Origin of the sequence: Halopseudomonas sp. (assembly GCF_047631575.1) — a bacterium.
GTDB lineage: Bacteria > Pseudomonadota > Gammaproteobacteria > Pseudomonadales > Pseudomonadaceae > Halopseudomonas.
In genome coordinates this window covers 318,295-334,264 of sequence record NZ_JBLIAB010000004.1, presented here as the reverse complement: position 1 = coordinate 334,264, position 15,970 = coordinate 318,295, and the positions used below count along the sequence as shown (strand labels likewise).

Below are 15,970 nucleotides of genomic sequence, written 5' to 3'. Positions count from 1 at the left end.
GATTACTAATGGAGCCTGATATGACCCTGTGGATTGATGCGGATGCCTGCCCCAGACCCGTGCGCGACATTGTGGTGCGCGCCGCTCGCCGCAGAAAAATCGAGCTGATACTGGTAGCCAACAGCGCGCAAACACTTCCCCCAGGGCCGGGTATTCGTCAGGTGACCGTTGCCAGCGGGGCCGATGTGGCTGATCAATACATCATTGACCATGCCATACCGGGCGATCTAGTCATCACTGCAGACATTCCCCTGGCGGCTGGCCTAGTAGAGCGCAAGGTGACTGCAATTAACCCCCGGGGCGAGGTGTATAACAAATCCAATGTCGGTGAACGTCTGGCTACCCGCAATCTGATGGACGAACTGCGCGGAGCAGGTCTGGCCGGACGCAGTGGCCCCGCCCCTTACAGCGACCGCGATAAACAGGCCTTTGCCAATTCACTGGATCGATTGTTGGCCAATCTTTAACGTCGCCGTCCGTCAGCTGCGCTAGCGCTGGTGACAAAACGCAGCGCACTGGCCTCAAGCTCCCCACGCAGGCGATCCACTTCATGTGCCAGGCCATCCAGAGCAACCGCTTGAACCGCGTTGTTCTGGGCGACCTCGTTCACTCCGAGCAAATGCTGGGAAACGTCATCACCCACTGTTGACTGCTCCATTGTCGCGGTGGCGATCATATCGTTCAAGCGGGATATGTGACAGACCTCTTCAACCATACCTGCCAATGTGGCTGCGCTTGCATCAGCCGAGCCGAGACAACGCTTCACTGACTCCTGACTCCGCTCCATGGCCGATCGTGCGGCTTCGGAAGCATGCTGCAAACGTGTAATAAGATCCTGAATCTCAGCGGTTGATTTTGCCGTGCGCTGCGACAGGTTACGCACTTCATCTGCCACCACAGCGAACCCACGACCCTGCTCCCCTGCTCGCGCAGCCTCGATCGCCGCATTCAATGCCAACAAATTGGTCTGGTCTGCGACACCGCGGATCATATCAACCACCTGATTAATTTCATTTGCCAGGCTGGCGGTGCCATTGACAGCGTCACCCGTGACACCCAGATCGCCATTGAGCGACTCAATCTCCATGCGAATCTGTTGCATCGCCTGGTTACCCTGCCGAGCATGATCGTTGACGTTGCGTGCCGCACCTGCGGCTTCCTCGGCGCTACGCGCAACCCCTATGGTTGCCGAAGACAATTCCTGCATGGCCTGACTCATATATTGAGCTTCGCCGGCCTGACGATCTGCGCCTTCGCGGACCTGGCCCGACTTCTCTGATACCGATCCGCTCACACTGGCCAGCTGTTTCAGCGTGCTCTGAACGCCTGATATCAAATCATCTATCTGCGCCAGCATCGTATTGAACCCGCGCAAAACAGGCGTATCGGCTTCAGCCCGACGCGTCAGATCCAGCGCCTGCGGATTGCTCAACATCGCGGTGGTAATCGACGCGAGACTTTCACCATCACGGGCATCCCGGTAGCTCTCGCGTGCCAGGTAGACCAGCACTGCCGCTTCGGCTACGACGTACCCTGCATGCACCACCACAAGCCCCCAAGTTGCGTCAGCCGCGAGCCAAACGCCCATGGCGCGGGACTGTAGGTAGAAAAAAGACAGGTGATGAATCGCAATAAAGGCGGCGGCCACAACAATTGGCAACCAGTCCCTGTAGTAAATCAGGAAGGCCAGCAACACAAAGATCGAGAAATGCATCTCGACGGTGCCATGGCTCTGATTGATATGCAGGCTGGCCATCACCATCAACGCAATGCCTACCGCACAGCGAAAGAGACGGCTGCCACCGCTCAAAGCATGAAGACCATGCATAACCGCCAGCGTACCGCCACCGACAAGCAGGGCCTGCAACCAGGTGCCGTACCAAGGCGCAAGCCCCAAGGCGAAAAGCTGACATACCCAAAGTACTACGAGCATGACCTTATCGGCCTTGTGATAATGAGCAGCAAGCGAACTGGATTGCAATGTAGTCATAGGTGTCGCCTCACTCCAGATCACACAGGCACGCAACAGTGTCCTGGGTGACGATATTGACTGGCCGCCCGGCCAACAAGGTTTTAATTACCGGCTCGATCAAACTGCTGTCTCTGCTGCAATGCGCACCATCGCTATAAGGACCAACATAGGCGAGCTTCCCACTCGCATCCCAGATAGCCACTGCAGGCGCACCTGGCCAATTAACCCATTGAGCTGGTATCGACCAGTAATCCAGTTTCTTGAGCGCCTCAGGCAGACCATCAGAGCTCGCTGACCCTGCACGGGCAAATTTCACTCCCTGCTGTGCAAAGCGCTCAGTCATATTGACCAGATAGGCCTCGTGACCGCCGTTACACGCGCAGCCCGCCTGCCAAACGTGCAAGACCTGCACTTCGCCGGAGGGAAACGGTGGTGCGACGTTTTCTGCGCTGAAATACGCAGGGCGCTCAAAGGCTTTGACATACTGGCCCTCGAACCACCAGAACGACCACACCAGGCAACCCAGCCAACTTATGAGAAGCAGGCCAACAAGAATCCTGCGCATTAGCTTTTTCGATTCCTCTTAGCTTTACTCATATCAACTTTTCACGTTAAGACCTGCTCGCAGTTCGAAAACTTTCTGCTGTTATTTAGCTATGTACAATATTGGTATTTATCCCTGACTCATAATGCACATTCTTCCACAACTTAGAGCTTCTGCTGACGGCGCCACTATTATGCCTTCACTGGCAGGAGTATGATTTTCCCTGATGTCAACGCACGCAAAAGATCCGGCGATGCCTACCCGCACAAGGACGTAACCCACATATGCTCGGCCAACTCGACCTCGCTTCTCTAGGCGTAGCCCTGTCATTGGTTACGCTGAGCATGACGCTGCTGCTGTCTATCGCCGCCTGGCATGCCGGCAGCGACAAGGGACTTCGTCATTGGGCAGTAGGCAACTTCGCGCTGATGATTGGCTTGCTACTCAACGTCAATCAGGACCTCATTCATCACAGTATCTCCATCGTGTTAGCCAACGGATTAATGACCCTGGGTCTGGGTGTCACTTGGCTGGGCATTCGCGCATTCAAAGGCACAAGCCAGCCGCAGGCCTGGCCTATCGCCGCAGCGCTACTGATGATGACATCATTGTGGCTGCTACGTTTCCAGATGGACAGCTTTCCGGCGCGTCTTGGGGTCGCCTCGATCGTACTCGCCAGCATGAGCTTGCTCTGCGCGCGGGAGCTGTTGATACCCGCAGAGCAACCGCTGCGCACCGCCTACTGGCTGACGGGCGGTATTGCTTTGCTGTGCGCCGCTGGCCTGTCGGTACGCGCTGCTTTCAGTCTAAGTCCGCTCGCCCCCATCACCGCACTCAGCGATAGCCCACTGCAGAGCGCTACTCTCCTGGGTGCCATGGTGGCTCAGATCGGGCTGGCCAGCGGCTTTATTCTGATGACCCACTACCGCGCCACAATGGCGCTGCACCGATTATCAGAGCGCGACGCCCTGACTGACACATTGAATCGTCGTAGCCTCTTGAGGCAAGCGACAGGCGTCCTGACCAAGGCAAGCGAGTTCGACATACCCGTCACGCTGATCATGATGGATGCTGATCATTTCAAACGAATAAACGATAACTTTGGCCATCAAACCGGCGATGCGGTGCTATGCCACATGGTCAGTCGTATTCGTCAACACCTGCGTACCGATGATCTGCTTGGACGCTTTGGCGGAGAGGAGTTTATTCTCGTCCTGCCGGGGCTCGATACCGATAGCGCAGCACAGGTAGCCGAGCGCATCCGCCTGGGTCTGTGCAGCCAGCCATGGCAGACAGGGGGCTACCCAGTCAATCTGAGTATCAGCCTGGGCGTGGCTTGTTCAGACCAGCAAGGCTACAACTTTGATCTGTTGCTTGGGGCCGCGGACCGCGCGTTGTATCAGGCAAAAGCGCTGGGACGCAACCGTGTCGAACTCGCCGGCGCCCCGGAGAACGATCGTAAAGACTAATGGGCATTACGCTTATTGTCGCAATTCCGTCATAATCTGTAGGTATAACGTCCATCATAGACAGGTTATCGTGCAGCCACTCGCTGCCTGCATTTCGCCTGAGGAGTTCCCGTGACTTTTGACCCTGCTAACCGCCAGTTTCCCCATACCCGCCTTCGTCGTAACCGCCGCGATGATTTCTCTCGCCGGCTGGTGCGCGAAACACAGCTTAGCGTCAACGATCTCATTTACCCTCTATTCGTGCTCGAAGGTACAGGCAAACGCGAGGCAGTCGCCTCAATGCCAGGCATAGAACGATTATCCATTGATCTTTTGCTGGAAGAAGTAGCCGAAATTGTTGCCCTTGGCATACCCGCCGTTGCGCTGTTCCCGGTCACGCCGGTGGAGCGCAAGTCGCTGGACGCTGCCGAGGCTTACAATCGAGAGGGTCTCGCGCAACAGGCCACCCGAGCGCTTAAAGCCCGCTTTCCCGAACTGGGCGTGATTACCGACGTGGCCCTTGACCCCTTCACCACACATGGTCAGGACGGCATTATCGACGATCAGGGCTATGTGCTAAATGACCTGAGCGTCGAAGCTCTAGTCAAGCAAACACTCTCCCACGCCGAGGCGGGGGCCGATATCGTTGCACCTTCGGACATGATGGATGGCCGCGTCGGCGCAATGCGCCGAGCCCTGGAAGCTGCAGGGCATGTAAATACCCGCATTCTTGCCTACTCAGCCAAATATGCCAGCGCCTACTACGGACCCTTCCGCGATGCAGTAGGGTCCGCCGGCAATCTTGGCAAGGGAAACAAGTCCACGTATCAGATGGACCCGGGCAATACCGACGAGGCACTGCACGAGGTCGCGCAGGACCTGTCCGAAGGGGCCGATATGATCATGGTCAAGCCCGGAATGCCCTATCTGGATATTGTACATAGGGTGAAAAGCACTTTTCGCGTACCGACCTTTGTCTATCAGGTAAGCGGTGAATACGCGATGCACTGCGCCGCAATCCAGAATGGTTGGCTCAGCGAAGCGGTTATTCTCGAATCATTGACGGCCATCAAGCGCGCAGGCGCTGATGGCATTCTGACCTATTTTGCCAAGACTGCAGCCAGACAACTGCAGACAAAGAACTGATTACCGAGGTACCCATGCAGGAGTTGAAGAGCGTGCGCGACGAGACAACCGAGATAGCGGAAGACACCGCTGAAGCGACAAGCCAGAGCAATGCTTCGACATTGCCTGCACCCGCTCCGGCACCCTCGGAGCCGTCAATGCCGCTGGCCGACATCAATGCCCCGGAACTCTACATCCATCGCGAGCTCTCGCAACTGCAATTCAATATACGTGTTTTGGAGCAGGTGCTCGACGAATCCTATCCGCTGCTCGAGCGTCTGAAATTTCTGCTGATTTTTTCCGGTAACATCGACGAGTTTTTCGAAATTCGCGTCGCCGGATTAAAAAAGCAGATCACCTTCGCCCGTGAGCAGACAGGGCCAGACGGACTGCAGCCACAACAGGTACTGGCCAAGATCAGCGAAATCGCCCATCAGCAGATCAGCCGCCAATATGCTCTGCTAAACGATATGTTGCTGCCGCAACTGGCGGAAAAAGGTATCCGTTTCGTCCGGCGTCATCAGTGGACCCACAAACAGACACTGTGGATCCGCCGATTTTTTCGTCAAGAGGTAGCGCCGATTATCAGCCCGATCGGCCTGGACCCGACACACCCCTTTCCATTACTGGTGAACAAGAGCCTGAATTTCATCGTCCAGCTAGAAGGTATCGATGCCTTCGGACGCGATTCGGGCCTGGCAATCATCCCTGCGCCGCGCTCGTTGCCGCGACTGATACGCATGCCCGACGAACTCTGCGCCGGTGGCGATAATTTCATCTTTCTCTCGTCGATGATCCACGCCCACGCAGACGACTTGTTTCCGGGCATGAAGGTAATGGGCTGCTACCAGTTTCGTCTGACACGCAACGCCGACCTGATTGTTGATACAGACGAAGTAGACGATTTGGCACGGGCGCTACGTGGTGAATTGTTGTCGCGGCGCTATGGCGATGCGGTACGCTTGGAAGTGGCGGACAATTGTCCGAAACCACTGACCGACTTTCTACTCAAGCAATTCGGGTTGAACGAGTCCGAACTCTACGAGGTCAATGGCCCGGTTAATCTGACTCGCCTGTTCTCGATTACCAGTCTGGATAATCATCCAAATTTGCAGTTTCCGCCCTTCAGTCCCGGCATTCCGAAGCTGCTGTCTGACAACGACACTCTGTTCCAGGCAATCGGCAAACAGGACATTCTCCTCCAGCACCCCTACGAATCGTTCAGTCCGGTGGTCGATCTGCTGCGCCAGGCAGCCCAGGACCCCAACGTGCTGGCAATCAAACAGACACTGTATCGCTCGGGAGCCAACTCCGAGATCGTCAACGCCCTGGTCGACGCTGCCCGTAACGGCAAGGAAGTCACTGTCGTGATCGAACTGCGCGCCCGCTTCGATGAGGAATCCAACCTCCAGTTCGCCAGCCGGCTGCAGCAGGCCGGCGCCGTAGTCATCTACGGAGTGGTCGGGTTCAAGACCCACGCTAAGATGATGCTGATACTGCGCCGTGAGGACAAGGTCCTCAGACGCTATGTACATATGGGCACTGGCAACTACCATGCCGGCAATGCTCGGCTGTACACGGATTACAGCATTCTCACTTCCGATCTGGCGCTGACCGAGGATGTACACAAGCTGTTCAATCAGTTGATCGGCATGGGCAAGACCCTGCGCATGAAGAAGTTACTGCAGGCGCCTTTCACTCTGAAGAAGCGACTGCTCGAACTGATTAATCGAGAGACCATGAACGCCCAGGCTGGCAAACCTGCGCACATCATCGCCAAAGCCAACGCACTGACCGATGCAAAGATCATCAAGGCGCTGTACAAGGCTTCCCAGTGTGGTGTGAAGGTTGATCTGATCATTCGTGGCATGTGTTGTTTGCGCCCAGGCGTACCCGGCGTTTCGCACAACATCACCGTGCGCTCGATCATCGGCCGCTTTCTCGAGCACAGCCGAGTTTATTACTTTCTTAATGACGGCCAAGAGCAGGTATGGATGTCCAGCGCCGACATGATGGAACGCAACCTGGATAAGCGGGTTGAGACCTGCTTCCCGCTGGAAGGCAAAAAGCTGATCACCCGAGTCAAGCAGGAGCTGCAGGTATTCATGACAGACAATACCCAGAGCTGGATACTGCAGACCGACGGCACCTATCTGCGCAGCTCACCCACCGGCAATCAGCTGGCACGTAGCGCCCAGAGCGGTCTCCTGGAAAAGCTAGCCAGCTCTCCTCAGCGCGCGGTCAACGTATAACCGGCCTTGAGCCAGAACTGGGCTTCCAGAGCAAAGTCGGCCTGGGTAAGCGGGTTGGCGACGAGCCAGCCCTCGGGAAACTGCACCTGCAGGTGGATGTGACCCGCCTCCACTCTTAATTCCGGCATAGCCTGATTGCCGCGAATATGGTGATAAAGGATTGCCAGCCGCAGCAGCATGCATAGTCTGAGCAGCGGCGTCGCATCTTCACCAAACTCGGCCAGGCGCTCTATGCTCGGCAAGTTGCGTCGATGTCCCCGCACCAGCTGCGCCAGCGCTTGCTGCTCCTGCCGGGAGAATCCTGCCAGGTCAGCGTGCTCGATCAGATAGGCCCCGTGCTTGTGATACTGATTGTGCGCGATATCCAGCCCGACCTCATGCACTCGAGCCGCTCGGCAAAGCATATCGGCATGTCTGGCATCACTCAGGTCCCAGGCGTCGGCCACCTTGCCGAGCAGGCTAAGCGCCTTACGCTCGACCCGAGTCGCCTGCTCAACATCCACATGACAGCGCTCCATCAATGCACTCAGGGTGCGCTCGCGCACATCTTCGTGCTGGTGCCGCCCAAGTAGATCGTAGAGCACGCCCTCACGCAACGCGCCATCTGAATGGCCCATGGACTGCACTCCCAGCGCATCGAAGACAGCCTCGAGAATGGCCAGACCTGCTGGCAAAATCGGTCGGCGATCGGTCTTCAAGCCGGGAATGTCTATTTTGTCGACATGGCCAGCCTTGATCATCTTGCGCTTGACCCATTGCAAGCCTTCCAGCGTGATATTGCTTTCGCTTCTTCCCGCAACCTGCATGCATTGGCTAATCGTGCGGATGGTTCCAGATGCACCCACAGCCTCCTGCCAGCCGATACGGTGAATCGCCTGCTCAATATTCATCAATTCCAGCCTGGCGGTGGTATAAGCCTGGGCGTAGCGACTAGCGCTGATCTTGCCATCGGCAAAGTAGTTTCGCGTAAAAGAAACGCAACCCATCTGCAGACTTTCGCGCAAAATTGACTCGAAACGTTCTCCGACAATGAACTCGGTACTGCCGCCGCCAATATCGACTACCAAGCGCTTTCCAGCATCGTCTGCCTGAGTGTGAGCAACCCCCAGATAAATCAGCCGAGCCTCTTCGCGACCCGATATCACATCCACTTTGTGGCCAATAATCTGCCTGACCTGTCGCATGAACTGACTACGATTGCGTGCCTCACGCAGGGCATTGGTACCTACTATGCGCACCGCGCCATCGGGCAAGCCATTGGTCAACTGGGCGAAGCGACGCAGACAATCGAGGCCTCGTTGCATCGACTCTTCGCTGAGCTCTCCCTGCTCGTTAAGACCAGCGGCCAGTTGAACCTTTTCACCAAGGCGCTCCAGAATACGAATTTCGCCATGGTCAACTTTGGCAAGAACCATGTGGAAGCTGTTGGAGCCTAAATCTATGGCGGCAACCATCGGAAAATCGGGCCACTCTCTTTGCACCATGCCTTTGCCTCCGAAATAATATACGCAGGAGTCTAACACTGCCTTAACAGGTTATGCCTGCCCCGCGCCGCTCACACCTGCTAACGGCTCACCTTCCGCTGTTTGCCGAGGTGGTGCTATAGTGGATCCCAAGATGTCTTTGAACCCTGGAGAAAAGAATGAGCGATTTGATCGTGCATGTCACAGACAGCAGCTTCGAAAGTGAAGTGCTGAAGGCTGACGGCCCCGTGCTGGTCGACTACTGGGCAGAATGGTGTGGTCCTTGCAAAATGATTGCCCCGGTCCTGGACGAAATTGCCAAGGAATACCAGGGCAAGCTGAAAATTGCCAAACTGAATATCGATGAGAATGCCGATACCCCGCCTAAATACGGCGTACGCGGCATTCCGACTTTGATGTTGTTCAAGGATGGCAATATCGAGGCTACCAAGGTGGGCGCACTTTCAAAGTCCCAGCTAGCGGCATTCCTTGATAGCAATATCTGAGAAGCCGGTCCCCGGCTGTTTTGCTGCCGGGGACGTTTTCTACGCTCAGCCTATGGACGTCACTCGCCAGCAGTGCTAGATTCATTTCTCAATTCCTTGTCGCACCCTGCGATTGTGGCTTCCAATATCAGCCAAACCCATCGCCCCATGCTTTCATGGCGGCCTCTTATAACCCGTCCTGCCGAAAGACTATATCCCCCGACCCTATGAACCTGACCGAACTCAAACAAAAACCTATTACCGAACTGCTGGAAATCGCCGAACAGATGGGCCTCGAAAACATGGGCCGATCGCGCAAGCAAGATGTGATTTTCGCAACCCTGAAAAAACATGCCAAAGGCGGTGAAGACATTCACGGCGATGGCGTGCTGGAAATCCTTCAGGACGGCTTTGGGTTTCTCCGCTCAGCGGACTCTTCTTATCTAGCTGGTCCCGATGACATTTATGTGTCTCCCAGCCAGATCCGTCGTTTCAATCTGCGCACCGGCGACACCATCGCTGGCAAGATTCGCCCCCCCAAGGATGGCGAGCGTTATTTTGCGCTACTGAAAGTTGATTCAATCAACTTCGACAGGCCGGAAAATACCAAAAACAAGATTCTGTTCGAAAACCTGACCCCTCTGTTCCCGACCCAGCGTCTGGCGATGGAAGCGGGTAACGGCTCGACCGAGGATCTAATGGCGCGGATCATTGATCTGTGCGCACCAATCGGCAAAGGCCAACGTGGCTTGCTGGTGGCACCGCCGAAAGCAGGTAAGACGCTGATGCTGCAGAATATTGCAGCGAATATCGCGCGTAACAACCCCGAGTGCCATTTGATCGTTTTGCTGATCGACGAGCGCCCTGAAGAAGTCACCGAGATGCAGCGTACTGTTCGCGGTGAAGTAGTGGCATCGACCTTCGATGAGCCGCCGAGCCGCCACGTTCAGGTCGCTGAAATGGTCATCGAAAAAGCTAAGCGCCTAGTCGAGCACAAGAAGGACGTGATCATCCTGCTTGACTCCATTACCCGTCTGGCCCGCGCCTACAACACGGTTATCCCGAGCTCTGGCAAGGTATTGACCGGTGGTGTTGATGCCCATGCGCTGGAAAAACCCAAGCGTTTCTTTGGCGCAGCACGAAACATCGAAGAAGGTGGCAGTCTGACTATTATTGCCACCGCGCTGGTAGATACCGGCTCGAAAATGGACGAGGTGATCTACGAGGAATTCAAAGGTACCGGCAACATGGAGATCCACCTGGATCGAAAGATTGCCGAACGCCGTGTGTTCCCTGCGATCAACATCAACCGTTCCGGTACCCGCCGCGAGGAGTTGCTGACCAGCGAGGATGAATTACAACGCATGTGGATTCTGCGCAAGATTCTGCACTCGATGGACGAGATCGCCGCAGTCGAGTTCCTGCTGGACCGTTTGAAAGACACGAAGACCAATAACGAATTCTTCCAGTCGATGAAACGCAGCAAGAACTGACCCCGCGGCAAGCCCCAAGCTGCAAGCGGCTCCAAGCCGCTTGCAGCTTGTTGCATTTTACCCCCCATTGGCGGCCTGTTTGGCGGCATAATGCGCTTCACATCCAGGTACCCCGGGCAGCAGCTATCCATTCGATAGCCCACCCGCAGCTTGAGGATTGAGGCTCGAATGCAATATTCCGATCTACGCGATTTTATTAAAGGCCTGGAACAACGGGGCGAGTTAAAACGCATCCAGACTCCAGTGTCGCCGATACTGGAAATGACCGAAATCTGTGACCGCACTCTGCGCAAGGGCGGACCTGCCCTGTTGTTCGAGAACCCAACCGGTTATAACATGCCTGTGCTCGGCAACCTCTTCGGAACCCCCAAGCGTGTTGCCATGGGAATGGGCGCAACCGAAGTCAGCGAGCTCCGCGAGATAGGCAAGCTACTTGCGTTCCTGAAGGAGCCCGATCCGCCGAAAGGGCTGAAGGATGCCTGGTCGAAACTGCCTATCTTCAGAAAAGTCATATCCATGGCACCCAAGGTCGTGCGTGATGCACCCTGTCAGGCTGTGATCATGCAAGGCGAGGATGTCGATCTCTCGTCTATACCCGTCCAGACCTGCTGGCCTGGCGACGCCGGACCCCTTATAACCTGGGGCCTGGTAGTCACCCGCGGACCAAATAAAGAGCGGCAGAACCTGGGAATTTATCGTCAGCAGGTCATCGGCCGCAACAAGTTGATCATGCGCTGGCTGAGCCACCGCGGTGGTGCGCTGGATTTCAAGGACTGGTGCGACAAGCATCCCGGCGAACCGTTTCCGATCGCAGTGGCGCTGGGCGCCGACCCTGCGACCATCCTCGGCGCCGTGACGCCCGTACCCGACAGTCTCTCTGAGTACGCGTTCGCGGGCCTGCTGCGAGGCCAGCGCACCGAGCTGGTCAAGTGTCGAGGCTCCAACCTGCAGGTCCCGGCGAGTGCAGAGATCGTGCTGGAAGGTGTTATCCACCCAGGCGAAATGGCTAACGAAGGACCCTTCGGCGACCACACTGGCTATTACAACGAGGTGGATCGCTTTCCGGTATTCACTGTCGAGCGTATTACCCAGCGAGAAAAACCAATTTATCACAGCACCTATACCGGCCGGCCACCGGATGAGCCCGCCATTCTGGGCGTCGCCCTGAACGAAGTCTTCGTGCCTATATTGCAGAAACAGTTCCCGGAAATAACCGATTTTTATCTGCCTCCGGAAGGCTGTTCTTACCGTATGGCCGTGGTATCCATAAAGAAGCAGTACCCTGGCCATGCCAAACGGGTCATGCTCGGCGTATGGAGTTTCCTGCGCCAGTTCATGTATACCAAGTTTGTCATTGTGACGGATGACGATATCGATATCCGCGACTGGAACGATGTCATCTGGGCCATCACTACACGCATGGATCCCAAGCGTGACACCGTGATGATCGACAATACACCTATCGACTATCTCGACTTTGCTTCTCCGGTTTCGGGACTCGGCAGCAAAATGGGACTCGATGCTACCAACAAGTGGCCCGGCGAAACCACTCGTGAATGGGGCGTCGCCATCGCCCAGGACCCGGCCATAACACAGCGCATTGATCAGATGTGGGCAGAGCTGGGTATCGATTGATGGCGCAAAATATAACCTGGCTAGAGAACAGAATATGAAGGTAACGCTGCAACCAGCCGGTCACGTACTCGATCTACTACCCGGCGAACGCATTCTTGATGCGGCACGTCGACTTGGATTCGACGCGCCGCAGAGCTGCCGCAACGGTAATTGCTATGTCTGCAACGCGCAATTGCTGCACGGCCTGGTACTGCAAAACGATGAGCCACTTACCAGCGGCGAAATACTGACCTGCATGGCCATTCCCCAGGCGGACTGCGAGGTCTTCTGGGAACATGTCCTGGCACCCAATCAGTTACGCCAACACAGTGTGGCCTGCCAGGTTGCCGCCTGCGAACCCATTGGCGCCGACGTCTGGCAGGTAAATCTACGTCCACCGGCGGGCAAACCCTTGCGCTATCACGCGGGTCAGTATCTTTTACTCAACCGCCCTGATGGGGAAGCTACCCCTTTTTCAATCGCCTCCGCTCCCCATCAGGAACGCACCCTTGAACTACACATACTCGCTCGGGACCCGGTCACCGAAGCACTGATCGATCAAATGCGACGCGAGGGCATTGCCCATGTCCAGGTGCCTTTCGGTGACTGCCATCTGGCTACGTTGCCGGACAGACCGCTGGTACTGATTGCGGCAGGGACAGGACTGTCGCAAATGCAAAGCATCATTGAACATTGTCTGGAACAGCGTTTCGCCTACCCAATTCATCTGTACTGGGGCGTGCGTCACGGCGACGATCTGTACGCAGCGGTGCACTGGAAACGGTGGGAAGAGCAGAAAAATCTGATTCTACACAGAATCGTCAGTGATCATCCCGACTGGCCGGGACGTAAGGGCATGCTGCATCAGGCGATCAAGGATGATTTGGGCGATCTGAGTGAATACGAGTTTTACGTCAGCGGTTCCCCACCCATGGTGTACGGCACGCTGGACGCATTAGTGGAGTCGGGCATGCCGGCTGCACAAATGCACGCCGACGTCTTCGCCTACGCCCCACGCGACTGAGCACGAAGGCTCAGCGAGTGATCGATCAGGCTGACTAGTAGTCAGCGTGGCTAAGGCATGGGCAGTTCAGGCAGGTCGTGCACCATCAGACCAAATCCCTGACGCAGCATCTGCTGACTGCCTTGCTGGTCCCCTAGATGGGCCAGCAATCTAACCAGCTCAGCGCAAGTCTGCACGTCACGTTTACTGGCAAAACTGGCCTCGAGGTACTCCCTGGCCTTACCCCATAGACTGTTGCGCAAAGAAAGGCGCCCTAGTGACAGCAGCAAAGTAGCGTTGTGCGGATGTTCGGCCAGCCAATGCTCTGCAGTCGTCAACTGCCGTGCAGGGTCCTTACCCTGAACCAGTCCGTATAAATGGATCAAACGCTCGTTGAAACCCTGGCGCAGGGTCGCACGAAGCGCTTCTTCGGCTTCTGTATCCCGGCTCTGAATACGCAATTGAATACAATAGGCTTCAACCAGAGCGGGGTCATGCTTGAGATGCTTGGGTATACGTTCCCAGACCGCAGTCAAAAAGTCACTCTGCCCTGGCTCCAGATGCCTGCGCTGCCCCGCTTCGCCCAGCAAAGCAATATATACCTGATGTTCCAGGCTTTCCTGATCGCTGGGCCGGAGCAACTTATGCCGACGCAATTCGGGTAGAAGCTGCTCAAGTCGGAGCCAATCCTCCAGCTTCGCATACAGCTGACTCATCAGCTTTAAGGCATACAGGTGCTTAGGGTGATCCTTGCGCAATCGGGTCAGCGTGGCCAGCGCCTGCTCCAGCTGGCCGCGGGCAATCTGCAACTGAGCCTGAGTGACGGCTATCGCCACATCAGCCTGAGGCGTGGTTTCGTAAGCTTCACGCAGCAGACCATCGCACTGGGCGTAATCTTCCAGCTCATGGGCCGCACGAGCCGCAGCCAGATAATTGATCAGAGGTTGCTCTGCATGGGGTGCCGAACGCTTGAGCAAGCGTATGGACTCGGCCCAATGACCCTCAGCGAACTCGAGCAGTCCTCGGGTGGTCATCTGATTGGCGCGGCGCTGAAGATTATGTCGGGACCAGGGATTGATCCTGCGGCCTGACACGTTCAGCAAGCGAATCACCGCACGCAGCAGTGAAAGGAGGAGCCATAGCCCCAGCAGGAAGGCAATACCCACCCAGATACTCGTCTCGATCGACATGTTGCGCCAGGCGATCAACAGGTAGCCCGGATCCTCAGCCACAGCCATGCCAAGCAACGCCGCAACCAGCAGTACCGCGAGAACGGCAAGGTAGCTTTTACTCATTGCCAGCCCCCCCGTTGTCCGCAGGGTTGCGGCGACTCTGAATATACGCCGCAAGGTCCTGCTGCAGCGCCGCCAGGGCGGGCGGTTCCAGGTCAACCTGACGTTCGGCGAGAGAGGAAAGCTGGGCCTGCATTGCCTTGACCTGTGGATTCTCCAACTCGAAGAACTGCCGTAAAATACCGTCCGCCTGGCTCAGGCTAGCCAAATAGATATCGCTTTCGCCCCGCAGCGCGGCCCACTGCGCCTGTTCCATGGTCAGCTGAAGAGTCCGGCGCACTCGCTGCATTTCAGCTTCATCAAGCAGGGGCGTTATCACCTTGCCTCGCTGGAAATCCACACGCACATAGCGCTCGAGCCGCATCAGAACTCGCTCAGCCCGGGTACGACGAGCAAGACGATCTTCATATTCTTCCTCGACGCTGACTTCGTCCGGATCAAATTCGGGTACTGGCAGCAGTACCAGACGATTAACCTGCTCGTGGAGAGCAGCAAGCCGAAGATACACTCCCGAGCGATCAATCTCGGGCAGCGCTTCAAGCTCCGCCTGAACCCGCGCCAGCTCTTCGCGTACCGAAAAAACGCCGCTGTCGGGCTGGTCGCGAAGAATATTATCAACGGCATTGAGAAGCTCTCGGGCAGACTTCACATCCTGAGCCGCCAGCAGACGCAAGCTCGCCAGACGCAGAAGGTACTCCGCTTCAGCCAGCTTCCAATCAGCACGCGCATCACCTCGCAGCACATCCAGCTCTTGGCTCAAGGCACGCTGACTGCGTTGCAGATCAGCGGTCAGGCCTTCTATCTGCTGCCATTCGTTTGCATCAGGCAATCCCTCCAGCCGGCCTTGTACTGATTGCTGATTGCGCCTCTGGCTATCGGCCAATTGTCCCATCTGCTGATTAAAATCGCTGGCGCGCGCGACAGACTGCTGGCGATCCTGCTGCCATTGCCATGCATGCAGCCCGAGCGCTACCAGCCCGACGGCCAATGCCAGAACAGCCAGCCCACGGCCAGGCCGGCCGGCGCTGCGCGAGGGCTTAGTGCCAGGCGGCACAGACTTGTCTTTTCCGCTGGCTGTATCATTTGCCGAAGCCCCCGCAGGGGCCTTGGCGGTCTGCGATTCAGAGCCAGGCGTCGGTTTGGGGGCCGGACCGCCGGCAGAGGGTCCGGCGTTTGGCGCTTCAGCCCCTTTAGCTTTCGCCGCAATAGCCTCAACGCTCACGTCCTTATCGACAGATGATTTTGTGTCACTATTTTTGTTCGGGTCGATCGGTTCCAC

The 15,970-nt window shown here is 56.5% G+C and carries 13 protein-coding genes; 8 read left to right on the top strand and 5 right to left on the bottom strand.

All coding sequences use genetic code 11. The annotated features are described in order from the left end of the window. Positions 1 to 20 precede the first annotated feature (20 nt). Positions 21 to 467, top strand: coding sequence for a YaiI/YqxD family protein (locus ACJAXR_RS10375; protein WP_415058185.1), 447 nt, complete (start codon positions 21 to 23; stop codon positions 465 to 467). Here the strand turns inward: ACJAXR_RS10375 and ACJAXR_RS10370 are convergent. Beyond that, a complete protein-coding gene (locus tag ACJAXR_RS10370; protein WP_415058184.1) occupies positions 464 to 1,990 on the bottom strand; it encodes a methyl-accepting chemotaxis protein in 1,527 nt (508 codons plus the stop codon). The two genes, ACJAXR_RS10375 and ACJAXR_RS10370, sit on opposite strands and share 4 nt — an antisense overlap. Positions 1,991 to 2,000: 10 nt before the next feature. Next, the gene (locus ACJAXR_RS10365; RefSeq protein WP_415058183.1) at positions 2,001 to 2,537 is read right to left on the bottom strand and encodes a DUF6436 domain-containing protein; all 537 of its coding nucleotides are present in this window, start codon (positions 2,535 to 2,537) and stop codon (positions 2,001 to 2,003) included. A gap of 263 nt (positions 2,538 to 2,800) precedes the next feature. Between ACJAXR_RS10365 and ACJAXR_RS10360 the strand changes: the two genes are divergently transcribed. From ACJAXR_RS10360 to ppk1, 3 genes are all read left to right on the top strand, one after another. Next, a complete protein-coding gene (locus ACJAXR_RS10360; protein ID WP_415058182.1) occupies positions 2,801 to 3,985 on the top strand; it encodes a GGDEF domain-containing protein in 1,185 nt (394 codons plus the stop codon). Between the two features lie 111 nt (positions 3,986 to 4,096). Beyond that, complete coding sequence (gene hemB, locus ACJAXR_RS10355) at positions 4,097 to 5,110, top strand: porphobilinogen synthase (protein ID WP_415058181.1); 1,014 nt, start codon at positions 4,097 to 4,099, stop codon at positions 5,108 to 5,110. 14 nt (positions 5,111 to 5,124) lie between these two features. Continuing rightward, complete coding sequence (gene ppk1 / locus ACJAXR_RS10350) at positions 5,125 to 7,341, top strand: polyphosphate kinase 1 (RefSeq protein ID WP_415058180.1); 2,217 nt, start codon at positions 5,125 to 5,127, stop codon at positions 7,339 to 7,341. Here the strand turns inward: ppk1 and ppx are convergent. After that, positions 7,320 to 8,825, bottom strand: a complete 1,506-nt coding sequence (ppx, locus tag ACJAXR_RS10345; RefSeq protein WP_415058179.1) for an exopolyphosphatase — start codon at positions 8,823 to 8,825, stop codon at positions 7,320 to 7,322. The genes ppk1 and ppx overlap by 22 nt on opposite strands. A gap of 158 nt (positions 8,826 to 8,983) precedes the next feature. Here ppx and trxA point away from each other — a divergent pair, with 158 nt between their 5' ends. From trxA to ACJAXR_RS10325, 4 genes are all read left to right on the top strand, one after another. Continuing rightward, a complete protein-coding gene (gene trxA / locus ACJAXR_RS10340; protein ID WP_415058178.1) occupies positions 8,984 to 9,310 on the top strand; it encodes a thioredoxin TrxA in 327 nt (108 codons plus the stop codon). A gap of 206 nt (positions 9,311 to 9,516) precedes the next feature. Beyond that, on the top strand, positions 9,517 to 10,782 hold the full coding sequence (gene rho / locus ACJAXR_RS10335) for a transcription termination factor Rho (protein WP_415058177.1): 1,266 nt from the start codon (positions 9,517 to 9,519) through the stop codon (positions 10,780 to 10,782). 168 nt (positions 10,783 to 10,950) lie between these two features. Then, complete coding sequence (gene ubiD, locus ACJAXR_RS10330) at positions 10,951 to 12,417, top strand: 4-hydroxy-3-polyprenylbenzoate decarboxylase (RefSeq protein ID WP_415058176.1); 1,467 nt, start codon at positions 10,951 to 10,953, stop codon at positions 12,415 to 12,417. 34 nt (positions 12,418 to 12,451) lie between these two features. Continuing rightward, positions 12,452 to 13,420 (top strand): 2Fe-2S iron-sulfur cluster-binding protein, encoded by a 969-nt coding sequence (locus ACJAXR_RS10325; RefSeq protein ID WP_415058175.1) that lies wholly within the window; start codon positions 12,452 to 12,454, stop codon positions 13,418 to 13,420. Between the two features lie 50 nt (positions 13,421 to 13,470). Here ACJAXR_RS10325 and ACJAXR_RS10320 read toward each other — a convergent pair whose 3' ends face one another. Both ACJAXR_RS10320 and ACJAXR_RS10315 read right to left on the bottom strand, forming a co-directional pair. Continuing rightward, a complete protein-coding gene (locus ACJAXR_RS10320) occupies positions 13,471 to 14,694 on the bottom strand; it encodes a heme biosynthesis HemY N-terminal domain-containing protein (protein WP_415058174.1) in 1,224 nt (407 codons plus the stop codon). Next, complete coding sequence (locus ACJAXR_RS10315) at positions 14,687 to 15,970, bottom strand: uroporphyrinogen-III C-methyltransferase (protein WP_415058173.1); 1,284 nt, start codon at positions 15,968 to 15,970, stop codon at positions 14,687 to 14,689. The genes ACJAXR_RS10320 and ACJAXR_RS10315 overlap by 8 nt, the downstream gene beginning before the upstream one ends.